This window comes from Citrobacter sp. MGH 55 (assembly GCF_016906145.1).
Classification (GTDB): Bacteria; Pseudomonadota; Gammaproteobacteria; order Enterobacterales; family Enterobacteriaceae; genus Citrobacter_A; species Citrobacter_A amalonaticus.
This window is the reverse complement of sequence record NZ_CP070239.1, coordinates 1,231,747-1,244,760: the sequence shown is the minus strand read 5'-3', so window position 1 is coordinate 1,244,760 and position 13,014 is coordinate 1,231,747. Positions and strand designations below refer to the sequence as shown.

13 protein-coding genes are annotated in these 13,014 nt (G+C 51.8%); 2 read left to right on the top strand and 11 right to left on the bottom strand.

Features of this window, described 5'->3' with window-relative positions; all coding sequences use genetic code 11:
• From JTI98_RS04970 to rpmH, 11 genes are all read right to left on the bottom strand, one after another.
• Positions 1-566: NADPH-dependent FMN reductase (locus JTI98_RS04970; RefSeq protein ID WP_130097585.1), on the bottom strand; the 566-nt coding region annotated here is incomplete at its 3' end.
• A gap of 10 nt (positions 567-576) precedes the next feature.
• Complete coding sequence (locus JTI98_RS04965; protein WP_216081997.1) at positions 577-1,326, bottom strand: 4'-phosphopantetheinyl transferase superfamily protein; 750 nt, start codon at positions 1,324-1,326, stop codon at positions 577-579.
• Positions 1,327-1,594: 268 nt separating this feature from the next.
• Positions 1,595-2,845, bottom strand: a complete 1,251-nt coding sequence (gene tnaB / locus JTI98_RS04960; protein ID WP_042998739.1) for a low affinity tryptophan permease TnaB — start codon at positions 2,843-2,845, stop codon at positions 1,595-1,597.
• Between the two features lie 110 nt (positions 2,846-2,955).
• The gene (gene tnaA / locus JTI98_RS04955) at positions 2,956-4,371 is read right to left on the bottom strand and encodes a tryptophanase (protein WP_042998738.1); all 1,416 of its coding nucleotides are present in this window, start codon (positions 4,369-4,371) and stop codon (positions 2,956-2,958) included.
• Between the two features lie 243 nt (positions 4,372-4,614).
• A complete protein-coding gene (gene tnaC, locus JTI98_RS21380; RefSeq protein ID WP_099433256.1) occupies positions 4,615-4,689 on the bottom strand; it encodes a tryptophanase leader peptide in 75 nt (24 codons plus the stop codon).
• Between the two features lie 144 nt (positions 4,690-4,833).
• Complete coding sequence (locus tag JTI98_RS04945; RefSeq protein WP_044329029.1) at positions 4,834-5,763, bottom strand: hypothetical protein; 930 nt, start codon at positions 5,761-5,763, stop codon at positions 4,834-4,836.
• Positions 5,764-5,830: 67 nt separating this feature from the next.
• Positions 5,831-7,195 carry a tRNA uridine-5-carboxymethylaminomethyl(34) synthesis GTPase MnmE gene (gene mnmE / locus JTI98_RS04940; protein ID WP_046401921.1) on the bottom strand — a complete coding sequence of 455 codons (1,365 nt, stop codon included), beginning with the start codon at positions 7,193-7,195 and terminating at the stop codon, positions 5,831-5,833.
• A gap of 193 nt (positions 7,196-7,388) precedes the next feature.
• Complete coding sequence (gene yidC / locus JTI98_RS04935; protein ID WP_042323526.1) at positions 7,389-9,035, bottom strand: membrane protein insertase YidC; 1,647 nt, start codon at positions 9,033-9,035, stop codon at positions 7,389-7,391.
• Positions 9,036-9,037: 2 nt separating this feature from the next.
• On the bottom strand, positions 9,038-9,295 hold the full coding sequence (gene yidD / locus JTI98_RS04930) for a membrane protein insertion efficiency factor YidD (RefSeq protein WP_001307474.1): 258 nt from the start codon (positions 9,293-9,295) through the stop codon (positions 9,038-9,040).
• The gene (gene rnpA / locus JTI98_RS04925) at positions 9,259-9,618 is read right to left on the bottom strand and encodes a ribonuclease P protein component (RefSeq protein WP_000239725.1); all 360 of its coding nucleotides are present in this window, start codon (positions 9,616-9,618) and stop codon (positions 9,259-9,261) included. The genes yidD and rnpA overlap by 37 nt, the downstream gene beginning before the upstream one ends.
• Positions 9,619-9,634: 16 nt before the next feature.
• Positions 9,635-9,775 carry a 50S ribosomal protein L34 gene (rpmH, locus tag JTI98_RS04920; protein WP_000831330.1) on the bottom strand — a complete coding sequence of 47 codons (141 nt, stop codon included), beginning with the start codon at positions 9,773-9,775 and terminating at the stop codon, positions 9,635-9,637.
• Positions 9,776-10,380: 605 nt separating this feature from the next.
• Between rpmH and dnaA the strand changes: the two genes are divergently transcribed.
• Positions 10,381-11,790 carry a chromosomal replication initiator protein DnaA gene (gene dnaA, locus JTI98_RS04915; RefSeq protein ID WP_042998735.1) on the top strand — a complete coding sequence of 470 codons (1,410 nt, stop codon included), beginning with the start codon at positions 10,381-10,383 and terminating at the stop codon, positions 11,788-11,790.
• 4 nt (positions 11,791-11,794) lie between these two features.
• Complete coding sequence (gene dnaN, locus JTI98_RS04910) at positions 11,795-12,895, top strand: DNA polymerase III subunit beta (RefSeq protein ID WP_042998734.1); 1,101 nt, start codon at positions 11,795-11,797, stop codon at positions 12,893-12,895.
• Positions 12,896-13,014: the final 119 nt, after the last annotated feature.

Sequence of the window (13,014 nt, the reverse complement as noted above, 5' to 3'; positions counted from 1 at the left end):
CAGGCCTTCACGCGCTGGATGTAGTCGCCAAACGCGGTGAGCTGACCGGTCAGATGGTCCAGCGTACTCTGGTCAATCACTTCACCCGTCTGTGGGTCTACTTTGTTCTGTATCACGCCACCCATAAATTCCGGCTTGTTCATGACCATGGCATCCAGGAAAACCAGGATCTGACGCAGATGATACTGGCAGCGCGCGCCGCCAATCGCCCCCATCGAGCTGGTCTGGATGAGCACCGGTTTGCCTGAAAGCGGCTGATCGGGCAGGCGTGACAGCCAGTCGATGGCGTTCTTCAGACCACCCGGTACCGAATAGTTATATTCCGGCGTAACGATAACCACGCCATCAGCCTGGCGAATTTGCTCAGCCAGCGCGTCGACGCTTGCCGGAAACCCCTCTTCCTGCTGCACGTCAGCATCGTAAAGCGGGATATCACCGATAGACGGTAACGCACTGATTTTCATACCCGCCGGGGCGATTTTCGGCAGCGTACGGGCAACCATACCGTTAAACGAACCTTTGCGCAGGCTTCCCAGTAACGTAACAACATTCAACGTTTCAGACATGGTAACTCCATCAGTTGTGCGTATAAGACGTCGCGGCAGATAATTGCGCGAATCGCATCAGACGACCCGTCGGCGCATTCGCGCGGGTCTGGATATCAGGCAGGCTTTTCCAGCCCTGCTTAACATCAAACTCCCAAAGTTGAAGTTTATCAATGGCTGGCGTAACCGCAACCGACCACACCAGCAGGTCTTCGGCATCGCAAATAGCCTCAATCTGAGCAACACGGGCACATTTCAGACGCCCGGAGACTGGCAGCAATTGCAGCTCATGCGGATCGTTGTTGCGGACGTCACCCGTCAGTTTCAGGACGCTCTGGCGTAAGGTGATCATCTGTGCGCGCGCTTCGTCCGGATCGTTTTGCTTGCTGATCCACAGGCTTTCGTTGCTGGAGAAGGTTGGGACGTCGGCGGTATGGGGGCTAATAAATCCACGGGGGGCGCGCTGGAGTTCCATATCCAGTCCGCATTCCCCTTCGGTTGTCAGCGCCACACCGACCATATTACCGGCATAGGCGATGGAAAAGCTGGGTAGATTTTTATCGCGAAATGACGGTTTACCTTTGGCTTTGTATACGATTTCCGGTAACTCGAGCGTGCCATACAGCATAAATATCAGCTCAGCGAGAAGCCCTCGGGATGCAAGAAAACGGGTCTGGCGATGTGTGGGGAGTCTTCGTGCTTCATGATGGCAGGATGACGGAAGGCGCATCGAAATCAAGTGTCCTTCCGTCAGGATCCCTCTGGCAAAATGGGTCGCCATTTTTCTCTCCATGATTAATGGTCGGTGATAATGACGAGAGTAACATTTACTCGGTTTATAGACAGAGTAAATAGCCAAAAAGTACGACTGAATCAGCCTCCCTTACGCGCATTTACATTTCCTGGTACGGATTGGCTGTTTTTACGTCAGGAGAGGTTGTTTGATGGTCTCCCGAGGAAGAAGGCGAATAGCCATTTGGACAACAGTGATTCCCTGACTGACATGCCGCGTTGAATGAGGCGGCATGTCAGCCTGGAGGAACAGCAATTTAACTGAATCGGGGTAACAGGTTGAAGACGTTGCCGAACCAGCAAACAATAACCGCTACGCCGAACAGGATCACGATAGTCGGGATAAAGACGCCGCCCCAGACGGTAAACATTTTATTGGGGAACTTCTGGCGGGCTTTCAGGGCCAGTACCGCAGGGATGATCACGGCCCATATCGTTGCGCACAGCCCTGCACCGCCGATGCCATAGATAAAACCGTTCGGGAAGATTAAGTATAAAAGCGCCGGGGGCAGGAAGGTTAACAAGACGGTTTTAAAACGTCCCACTGCCGAATTGTCGAATTTGAACAGATCCGCAAGATAATCAAATAGCCCCAGAGTCACACCAAAAAAGGAACTGGCGACGGCCAGGTTTGAAAAAACCAGCAGACAAAATTCGATGATTCCGGTTTGCCTGGTGCCGAGAAATGATTTTACTAATGAATCAACATTACCGCCCGACGCAATGATCTCACTGAAGCTTTCCCGTGTAATGTTACCCATGGTGCAATACAACCAGAACAGATAAATCACCAGCGCCAGCAAAGAACCAAAGACAATGCTTTTAATTAATTTATCTTTTCTTTTGCCATAGCAGATGATCAGACTGGGAATGTTTCCGTGAAAGCCAAATGAAGCCAGGCATACTGGTAATGCCATAAAAATATAGGGGAAGTAAGAGACGTTGTTTTGAGCCTGGCCTGCCGTATCCCGCAGTATAGAAAAATCGACCTGGAAGAAGAATGACCCAAAAACGATAATAAAAGAGATGATTTTAATCCCAAGGAACAGGGAGGTAATTCGACTTGCTGCCAGTGAACTGATCCACAACACGCTGGCGACAAAAATGGCAGTACAGATTCCGACAATTCGGGGGTTAACGCGATATCCCATATTCATGGAGATCGTTTCGCTAATAATGGCGCCATTAGCAGAAATATAGGCATACGTGAGAATGTAGAGAACAAAGGCAACGGTAAATCCACTCACAATGTTCCATTTGTTGCCAATAAGATCTTTAGTAATGGTATTAAAACTGGATCCGACGGGGTAATTTAAATTTGCCTCTAATAACAGGAGTCCGGAATGCATCATTGAAAACCAGGCGATTATTAAAATAAACGCCCCCCAAAAAAACCACGCGCCGGACAAATCAACGGGGAGAGCAAACATCCCCCCACCAATCACCGTACCGGCTATGACCATAATCCCCCAAAAGGAGGAGTGTTTAGCATTCGAATTTTCTTCCATGATGCCTCATTAATTATAGTGAACCTATAAGGTTTTAATTATGCAACAATATAAAGGAAGTGGATTTATCGCTGGGGGGTTAAAGCGTATAACCCCCCTGATGCTTATAATTAAACTTCTTTCAGTTTAGCGGTGAAGTGACGTAATACTTTCGGTTCGTAGGTGAAGGTCAACCCTTTAATATTCATCGCGTTTTCTTTGACGTGTTCAAAGGCTTCAATAATGAAGTCCATATGAGATTGCGTATACGTTGCCCTTGGGATGGTTAGACGCAGAAGCTCGGCCGGGCAAGGTAATTGCTTACCGGTTTTAGGATCTCTGCCTAATAAGAATGAACCAATCTCAACGGCGCGGATACCGGCCACTTTATAGAGTTCGCAAGCGAGAGCCTGAGCCGGGAACTGTTCTGCCGGAATGTGCGGTAATAATTTACCCGCATCGACAAAGGCCGCGTGGCCACCAGCCTGTTGGCAAGTGACGCCAATCGCCTCGAGGCCATCGACTAAATATTGCACCTGCGCGATACGATAGGCCAGCCAATCCTGGTTCATACCATCCACCAGACCCACCGCAAGGCGCTCCATTGCGCCGCCTTCCAGACCACCGTATGTCGGGAAGCCTTCCTGTACGACGCACAGGGTTCTGCATTCGGTATAGACGTCAAAATAGGTGTCGTCTTTAATGCACAGTAAGCCGCCCATTGGCACCATCGCATCTTTTTTCGCGGACATTGCCAACATATCGGCATATTTGTAAGTCTCGCGGGTAATTTCTTCGATGCTCCAGTCCCGGTATTCTGCTTCGCGTTTCTGGATAAAATACGCATTCTCGGCAAAGCGCGCGGAGTCCATGACTACCGGAATGTCATATTTTTTGGCGATATTATACATGGCCTTCAGGTTGGCTAATGAAACCGGTTGCCCGCCTGCAGAGTTACTGGTAATGGTCGCCACAATATACGGTACGTTGTTGGGGCCGACTTCCTGAATGCCGCGCTCTAATCCATCGAGATCGAAATTTCCCTTAAAGTCATAACGAACACCAGTATCAAATGCCTCTTTGATGTACACGTTACGCACGGCGCAGCCGTTGATTTGGCTGTGCCCCTGGGTCGTATCGAAGAAGTAGTTGGAGAAAACCGCCATCTTACTTCTGTCTAACCCTTTTTCCTGCTCACGTTTTTTGATCAGTACCGGAATATAAATTTGTTCTGCACCGCGGCCCTGGTGCGTTGGAATAGTATATTGATAACCAAAAATGTTTTTCACTGCTTCAGATAGCGCATAATAGCTGCGGCTGCCGCTGTAGGCTTCATCCCCACGTAGCATGGCTGCTTGCATATTCTGTGTCACTGCGCCAGTACCGCTGTCGGTCAGCAGATCAATAAAGACATCTTCACTATCCAGCAGGAAAGGGTTCATCCCGGATTTAATAATTGCGTTATTCCGATGTTCTCTCGTTGTACGTTTTACCGGTTCAATAACACGAATACGGAAGGGTTCTGGTAAATGTTTAAAGTTATCCATGACATAATCCTTTAATTTATTTCACTGTATTGACTCAATACGTCTGCACGCGGGTATAAATATACCCGGCATAATTCATCTCTCATTTATTCCAGCCATGACTGTATTTTCGTTTTAAAAAACGAACAGGCATACGTGGCGTTGCGATATGCAACCACAATGAGAAATTGAGCTATGTTTGAGATGTGCCAAATGAACAGACTACGAATAGCCTATGTTCTGGCAAAATAAAGGCAGGGAAATTTAAGGGTGATGATTGACAATTTTATTGTCAACATTAAACCATTTTGAAATGATGTATGCATGTAAGATAATCATGATTGAGTTATCCTCTGTAGACACAGTGCTACATTATGGCAATGAAAATATTTGTCTATGAGAGAATAATTTAACTGTGATAAAAATCACAGTTAAATTAACATTTAATTAATTAAGGATCATTCAAGAAAATACAATATTCCGCTAGCGATTTACCGAACGGGCAATACGTGTATAAGTATGTCTGACGCCACGAATCGCCACGCTGTAGGCCAGTATATTTTCCGGCAACGCCATTCCCATATAGCCAGTATCGCCAATATGATGGAGATCCGCCCCTGCCATTTTACTCATCAGGGCTATCTGGCGAATTGTACTGACGTCTGCGCCCTCCTGAGAGGTGCCGATTGCCGTCATTGCCAGCGCACCGTGCGCGTGTGCACACGCGATCAGCGACTCTACTTTTTGCTGGCTCATACCCGGTACTGTTCCTGGTGCCGGAATAAGCACGATATCTGCGCCCTGTCCGGCAAAGGCGGCGACGTCACTTTCACTGATAATCGCGCTGCCGCTTTCCCGCACAATCCCTGCGCCGTGCATTTTACCGGTGATGATAATGGCCTTGTCGCCAACGGCCTCACGGATCGTTTTCACCGCTTTTCCCAGAGCGAGATTGCTGACGCCGTTGTTGGGATTTCCCGTCAGTACCAGGATCTTCGCTCCCATTTCTACCAGTTTGCGAGCATTCTCTGCGGTTGCGGCACGGCCTGGTTTCATCTTCCAGATGTCATCATGCGCACTGGCGAATTCAGGATCGACGGCCTCAAGGTTGACGCCGATGATGCGTCCGGTCAGACGCTGCAGTTCATGCAACGTCTGATCCGGTGCAGTACCGGCAGGCATTCCCTGGATTAGCGGTGCTTCGCTATCGAACATGTTGATCAGCAGAATGTCCGCCCCCTGCGACGCGGCAAGTTCGGCATTAGTGACGTTATTGAGCAGAGGTTGGGTAATGGCGATGGTTTCACTGACCAGGACGCGGCCTTCACTGGCGCGGATTGCATACAGCAGCGCCGTTTTGTCCATGCCCCCGAAATCAGAAGCACTACAGTCAAGTAAACGTTTATGTTCCATAAAAAGAGACCCTCTTATAAAACGATAATGCCCGGAATTAACCGTCAGTTAATTCCGGGCTACGGGATTACTTACCGATACAGAAGCTGGAGAAAATTCTTCCCAGCAGATCGTCGGAGGTAAACTCACCGGTGATCTCGCTTAAGCTTTGCTGCGCCAGACGGAGTTCTTCAGCCAGTAGCTCACCGGCCCACGCACCTAACAGTTGGGCCTTGCCCTGCTGGAGATGCTCAGCGGCGTCGGCTAGCGCCTGTAAGTGACGACGACGGGCCAGGAAGCCCCCTTCCATGTTGGTATCAAAACCCATGCTCTGCTTGAGATGGTTGCGCAGTACGTCTACGCCTTCACCGGTGCGCGCCGAAAGACGAACCAGTGAGTGACCATTCACCTCGCTGATGCCCAGCGGTTCGCCGGTGATATCCGCTTTGTTTCGTACCACGGTAATGGGCAGTTTTGACGGTAAACGGGCGATAAAGTCCGGCCAGATGTCAGCCGGGTCAACGGCATCCGTGGTGGTGCCATCGACCATAAACAGCACCCGATCCGCTTGCTCAATTTCCTGCCAGGCCCGTTCGATACCGATACGCTCCACTTCGTCGCTGGCCTCACGCAGACCGGCGGTATCGATAATGTGCAGCGGCATACCATCGATATGGATGTGCTCACGCAGCACATCGCGCGTGGTACCGGCGATGTCGGTGACAATGGCCGCCTCACGGCCCGCCAGCGCATTCAGGAGGCTTGATTTACCGGCGTTAGGGCGTCCGGCAATGACCACCTTCATCCCTTCACGCAGCAGGCTGCCCTGACGCGCTTCAGCGCGAACGGCATTGAGATCGGCAATCACGCCATTCAATTGCGCTTCAATTTTGCCATCGGACAGGAAGTCGATCTCTTCATCCGGAAAGTCGATGGCCGCTTCTACGTAGATGCGCAGGTGAGTGAGTGCTTCCACCAGATGGTTTACGCGGGTGGAAAACGCCCCCTGCAATGAGTTCAACGCTGAACGAGCCGCCTGCTCAGAACTGGCATCAATCAGGTCGGCAATCGCTTCGGCCTGGGCTAAGTCGAGTTTATCGTTGAGAAACGCGCGCTCAGAGAACTCGCCGGGGCGGGCAATACGTAGGCCAGGCAGCGTCAGGACGCGTTTTAACAGCAGGTCGAGAATGACCGGGCCGCCGTGTCCCTGAAGTTCCAGCACATCCTCACCCGTAAACGAGTTCGGGCCGGGAAACCACAGGGCGATCCCCTGGTCCAGCGCGGTACCGTCGGCATCTTTAAACGGCAGATAGTCGGCGTAACGGGGTTTGGGCAGCTTGCCCAGAACAGCTTCGGCCACCTCACGCGCCTTCAGGCCGGAGATGCGCAGAATACCCACCCCACCGCGTCCCGGTGGGGTGGCCTGGGCGACGATAGTGTCGTTATGGCTCATGATATGTCTCTTCGTAAATGTAAAAAAGGCGGTCTAATGACCGCCTTCTCTGGCATTAACTTTACCGTGAATACTCGAAATAATTCACGTTGCAGGAAGGCGGCAAGTTTGTGAGCCCCAGGAGCTTACTGAAGTAAGTGACTGGGGCAAGCAAATGCAGCCAACGCGCCTGCGGCTTGAAGAATGAAGAGTATCAGGACTTTTTCTTCTCGCGGCTATGCAGACCACGCTTCTCCAGACCACGGTAAATCAGTTGCTGCTGGATGATGGTCACCAGGTTGCTGACGATATAGTACAGCACCAGACCTGACGGGAACCACAGGAAGAACACGGTAAAGATGACCGGCATAAAGGTCATGATCTTCTGCTGCATCGGGTCGGTCACGGTGGTCGGCGACATCTTCTGGATGAAGAACATCGTTACGCCCATCAGGATCGGCAGGATGTAGTACGGGTCCTGTGCAGACAAGTCATGGATCCACAGGGCGAACGGCGCATGACGCAGTTCCACGGAGCCCATCAGCATGTAGTACAACGCCAGGAAGATAGGCATCTGGATGATCAGCGGGAAGCAGCCGCCCAGCGGGTTAACCTTCTCAGCTTTGTACAGGGCCATCATTTCCTGGCTCTGACGCTGTTTGTCATCGCCCAGACGCTCACGCATTGCCTGAATCTTCGGCTGCAGCATACGCATCTTCGCCATGGAGGTGTACTGCGCTTTAGTCAGCGGGTACATGATGCCACGAACGATAAAGGTGATGATGATAATGGAGAAGCCCCAGTTACCGACAAAGCTATGGATCCATTTCAGCAATTTGAACAGCGGCTGAGAGATGAACCACAACCAACCGTAATCCACGGTCAGATCCAGGTGCGGTGCAACGGCCGCCATTTTGTCCTGAATTTCCGGGCCAACCCACAGGGTGCTGGTCATCGCGCCAGACTGACCCGGCTGAACCAGTACCGGCTGAGATTTATAGCCGATAGCGGCAATGCCGTTACCCAGGTTCGCGGTATAGAAGTTGTTGGTACCGTCGTTACGTGGCACCCATGCCGTGGCAAAATACTGTTGCAGCATCGCCACCCAACCGTCTTTCGCATTGACGTTCAGGTTTTCGTTATCCGCGATGGTGTCGAATTTGTATTTTTCATACTTCTCATCTGGCGTGGAGTACGCAGCGCCACGGAAAGTATGCAGCGCGAAGTTGCTGCTTCCGGTGTCGCGATGAGACGGCAGATTGATGGATTGCTTCAGCTGACCAAAGGTGGAGATCTCCAGCGGTTTCTCGCTGGCGTTCTGCACGCTGTAGTTAACGTTAACCGCATAGTCGCCACGTTTGAGGACAAACGTTTTGGTAAAGGTGTTACCCGCGGCATCCGTATAGGTCATCGGGATCTGCAGTTCGTTCTGACCATCAGCCAGTACAAAGGCGTCTTTTTCGACATTGTACAGCGGACGTGGACCGTTAGCCGGGTTATCCGGGCCGTCACGACCTGTCAGACCGCTCTGAGCCTGATAGATAAACTGCGGCGTGGTTTCCAGCAGTTGGAACGGTTCGCTGGAACCGAGTTCTTTCGGGTAAGCTGGCAGCAGGGCCTGTTCCACATCACCACCACGGGTGTTAATGGTCAGATCAAGCACGTCAGTCTTAACCGTAATCAGTTTCCCCTGGCCACTGGCCGGTACGCCCTGGTCGGCGGCGCTACCCGCTGCGGTGGTCGTTGTCTGCGTGGTCTGTTGGGTCTGAGGTTGCGGATTTTTATCCTGCTCCCAGGCTTGCCAGATCATGAAAGACACGAACAGCAAAGCGATGACTAAAAGATTGCGTTGCGAATCCATCGTTAGTGTTCTCTGGTATCAAATGGTCCGGGCGGGACGGGATCGTCACCACCAGGGTGTAAAGGGTGGCATTTTAATACGCGTTTCACCGTCAACCAACTGCCTTTTATCACTCCAAACCTGCGCAATGCCTCAATTCCGTAGCTTGAACACGTTGGAGTGAAACGGCAATGCGGCCCAAGCAGCGGACTGATCAGGCGTTGATAGACCCGAATAAGGGCTATCAGGACCCGCGAGCCAGGCGACAATGGCGGCGCCATAATTTTTCCAACGCTTCCGAGAGAGCACGGTTATCGAGGTCGGCAACCCCTTTTTTCGCCACCACTACGAAGTCCATTGCTGGCAATTCGTGTTGACGCAGACGAAAGCTTTCACGCGTCAGACGTTTAATCCGATTGCGTTCATGCGCGCGTCGAACGTTTTTCTTGGCGACAGTAAGACCGATACGGGGATGCCCCAGCGAATTCAGGCGGCCGAGGATGGTGATTTGCGGCGTGCCAGCCCGTTGTGGCTGCTGGAAGACGAAAGTGAAATGAGCGGGAGTTAACAAACGTAACTCCCTGGGAAATGCGAGCTTAACCACTCAGGGGTTAGCTTTATTACTTGGAAACGGTCAGACGAGCGCGGCCTTTAGCACGACGACGTGCCAGAACCTGACGACCATTTTTAGTAGCCATACGAGCACGGAAGCCGTGAGAACGGTTGCGCTTCAGTACAGACGGTTGAAAAGTGCGTTTCATGGCGATTTCTACCTAAACTTGAATAAATTCACTGACTTTTGCGTATACCCGAACGAGTTTCGAACGACTAACGCCTCAGCGTGGGTGATTAAAGAGGCCGGATTGTAATAATTGTACACTCCGGAGTCAATTCTCTTTCCTTATTTCCCGCGTATTTCCGCACGTTTTCGCGTGAAAAACAGGCAGCGTTGACACCGTGTTACGGGCATCGCGCGACGGGGGAAAGATTATACGGGCTGATGAACAAAGCGCAAGGATCGCTCGGGATCTTTATGAGATCGTTTTAGCAGTATAGCGTCTTTACTCATTAATTTTTCCAATATGCGGGCGAAATCGTGCAGCACTTCTCCAGGATCGTTTACACTTATCCGGTCCTGTGAAGGCCTGTGGATAAATCGGGAAGAATCTGTGAGAAACAGAAGATCTCTTGCGCAGTTTACGCTATGATCCGCGGTCCCGATCGTTTCAAAGGATCCTGATCGGGTTAAAATTGCAGATAGCAATTCGCACGTCACCCTTTGCATAGGGTCTAGCCGACGTGCGTCAACAATCATGAATGTTTCAGCCTTTGTCATTTATCGACTTTTGTTCGAGTGGAGTCCGCCGTGTCACTTTCGCTTTGGCAGCAGTGTCTTGCCCGATTGCAGGATGAGTTACCAGCCACAGAATTCAGTATGTGGATACGCCCTTTGCAGGCGGAACTGAGCGATAACACGCTGGCTTTGTATGCGCCAAACCGTTTTGTGCTCGATTGGGTAAGAGACAAGTACCTTAACAATATCAATGGGCTGCTGAATAATTTCTGCGGCGCAGATGCCCCGCAACTGCGTTTTGAGGTCGGGACGAAGCCCGTCAGCCAGACGCTGAAGGCGCCCGTGAACAACAACGTCGCCGCACCGGCTCAGGTGGCGCACCAGGTTCAGCCGCAGCGCGCGTCGCCTGTCGCGGCGCGTCCTGGCTGGGACAATGTGCCTGCGCCGGCAGAACCCACCTATCGCTCTAACGTTAACGTCAAACACACGTTTGATAACTTCGTTGAAGGTAAATCCAACCAGTTGGCTCGCGCGGCGGCGCGTCAGGTGGCGGACAATCCTGGTGGCGCCTATAACCCGCTGTTCCTTTATGGCGGCACCGGTCTGGGTAAAACCCACCTGTTGCACGCGGTGGGAAACGGCATTATGGCGCGCAAACCTAATGCCAAAGTGGTGTATATGCACTCCGAACGCTTTGTCCAGGACATGGTAAAAGCCCTGCAAAACAACGCGATCGAAGAGTTTAAACGCTATTATCGTTCCGTCGACGCCCTCCTCATCGATGACATCCAGTTCTTCGCTAATAAAGAACGATCTCAGGAAGAATTTTTCCACACCTTTAACGCCCTTCTTGAAGGTAATCAGCAGATCATTTTGACTTCGGATCGTTATCCAAAAGAGATCAACGGCGTTGAGGATCGTCTGAAATCCCGCTTCGGCTGGGGGTTGACGGTGGCGATCGAACCGCCAGAACTGGAAACGCGCGTGGCGATCCTGATGAAAAAGGCCGACGAAAATGATATTCGTCTGCCGGGTGAAGTGGCCTTCTTTATTGCCAAGCGTCTACGCTCTAACGTGCGTGAGCTGGAAGGGGCACTGAACCGCGTGATTGCCAACGCCAACTTTACCGGTCGGGCGATTACCATCGACTTCGTTCGCGAAGCGCTGCGCGATCTGCTGGCGTTACAGGAAAAACTGGTCACCATCGACAATATTCAGAAGACGGTGGCGGAGTATTACAAAATTAAAATTGCGGATTTGCTGTCCAAGCGTCGTTCTCGCTCGGTAGCGCGTCCGCGTCAGATGGCCATGGCGTTGGCGAAAGAGCTCACCAACCACAGCTTGCCGGAAATTGGCGATGCGTTTGGTGGCCGCGACCACACTACGGTGCTTCATGCCTGCCGTAAGATTGAGCAGTTGCGTGAAGAAAGCCATGATATTAAAGAAGATTTCTCAAACTTAATCAGAACATTATCTTCGTGACGCTATGAAATTTACCGTTGAACGTGAACATTTATTAAAGCCGCTTCAGCAGGTCAGCGGCCCGCTGGGTGGTCGTCCTACGCTGCCTATTCTTGGCAACCTGTTGCTGCAGGTGGCTGACGGTGCGCTTTCGCTGACGGGTACCGATCTTGAAATGGAAATGGTGGCCCGCGTTGCGTTGATTCAGCCGCATGAGCCCGGCGCCACGACGGTCCCGGCGCGGAAGTTCTTTGATATCTGCCGTGGCCTACCGGAAGGGGCGGAAATCGCCGTCCAGCTGGAAGGCGATCGCATGCTGGTACGTTCGGGCCGCAGTCGTTTTTCGCTGTCCACGCTGCCTGCCGCCGACTTCCCGAATCTGGATGACTGGCAGAGCGAGGTAGAATTCACCCTGCCGCAGGCGACGATGAAGCGTCTGATTGAAGCCACGCAGTTCTCCATGGCTCATCAGGACGTGCGTTACTACTTAAACGGCATGCTGTTTGAGACCGAAGGTGAAGAGTTGCGTACCGTGGCAACTGATGGTCACCGTCTGGCGGTTTGCTCTATGCCTGTTGGTCAGTCGCTGCCCAACCATTCGGTGATCGTGCCGCGTAAAGGTGTGATTGAACTGATGCGTATGCTCGACGGCGGCGATAACCCGCTGCGCGTGCAGATTGGCAGCAACAACATCCGCGCACACGTTGGCGACTTTATCTTTACGTCTAAGCTGGTGGACGGCCGTTTCCCGGATTACCGTCGCGTACTGCCGAAGAATCCGGATAAACATCTGGAAGCCGGCTGCGATATCCTCAAGCAGGCTTTTGCCCGCGCGGCGATCCTGTCGAACGAGAAGTTCCGCGGCGTGCGTCTGTATGTGAGTGAAAATCAGCTTAAAATCACGGCGAACAACCCGGAACAGGAGGAAGCCGAAGAGATTCTGGATGTCACCTACCCGGGGACTGAAATGGAGATCGGCTTTAACGTCAGCTACGTATTAGATGTCCTGAATGCGCTGAAGTGTGAAAACGTGCGCATCATGCTGACTGACTCCGTGTCGAGCGTACAAATTGAAGATGCGGCGTCGCAAAGTGCGGCTTACGTTGTTATGCCAATGAGATTGTAGAATCTGAAAGGGGCTGGTTTACTTGCCATTTCGTTTCCCGGCAGTGCTCGAAATGCTCACGTACTTCGTGTACGCTCCGCTTTCTGCGCGCTGGCGGTAAACGAACTGGCTGCGACACT

What these genes read in the sequence shown, in the direction of transcription:
- rpmH (WP_000831330.1), bottom strand. Translation starts at nt 9,775, where the DNA reads ATGAAACGCACTTTTCAACCGTCTGTACTGAAGCGCAACCGTTCTCAC.
- dnaN (WP_042998734.1), top strand. Translation starts at nt 11,795, where the DNA reads ATGAAATTTACCGTTGAACGTGAACATTTATTAAAGCCGCTTCAGCAG.
- JTI98_RS04945 (WP_044329029.1), bottom strand. Translation starts at nt 5,763, where the DNA reads ATGGAACATAAACGTTTACTTGACTGTAGTGCTTCTGATTTCGGGGGC.
- yidD (WP_001307474.1), bottom strand. Translation starts at nt 9,295, where the DNA reads ATGGCGCCGCCATTGTCGCCTGGCTCGCGGGTCCTGATAGCCCTTATT.
- mnmE (WP_046401921.1), bottom strand. Translation starts at nt 7,195, where the DNA reads ATGAGCCATAACGACACTATCGTCGCCCAGGCCACCCCACCGGGACGC.
- JTI98_RS04965 (WP_216081997.1), bottom strand. Translation starts at nt 1,326, where the DNA reads ATGGCGACCCATTTTGCCAGAGGGATCCTGACGGAAGGACACTTGATT.
- tnaB (WP_042998739.1), bottom strand. Translation starts at nt 2,845, where the DNA reads ATGGAAGAAAATTCGAATGCTAAACACTCCTCCTTTTGGGGGATTATG.
- yidC (WP_042323526.1), bottom strand. Translation starts at nt 9,035, where the DNA reads ATGGATTCGCAACGCAATCTTTTAGTCATCGCTTTGCTGTTCGTGTCT.
- tnaA (WP_042998738.1), bottom strand. Translation starts at nt 4,371, where the DNA reads ATGGATAACTTTAAACATTTACCAGAACCCTTCCGTATTCGTGTTATT.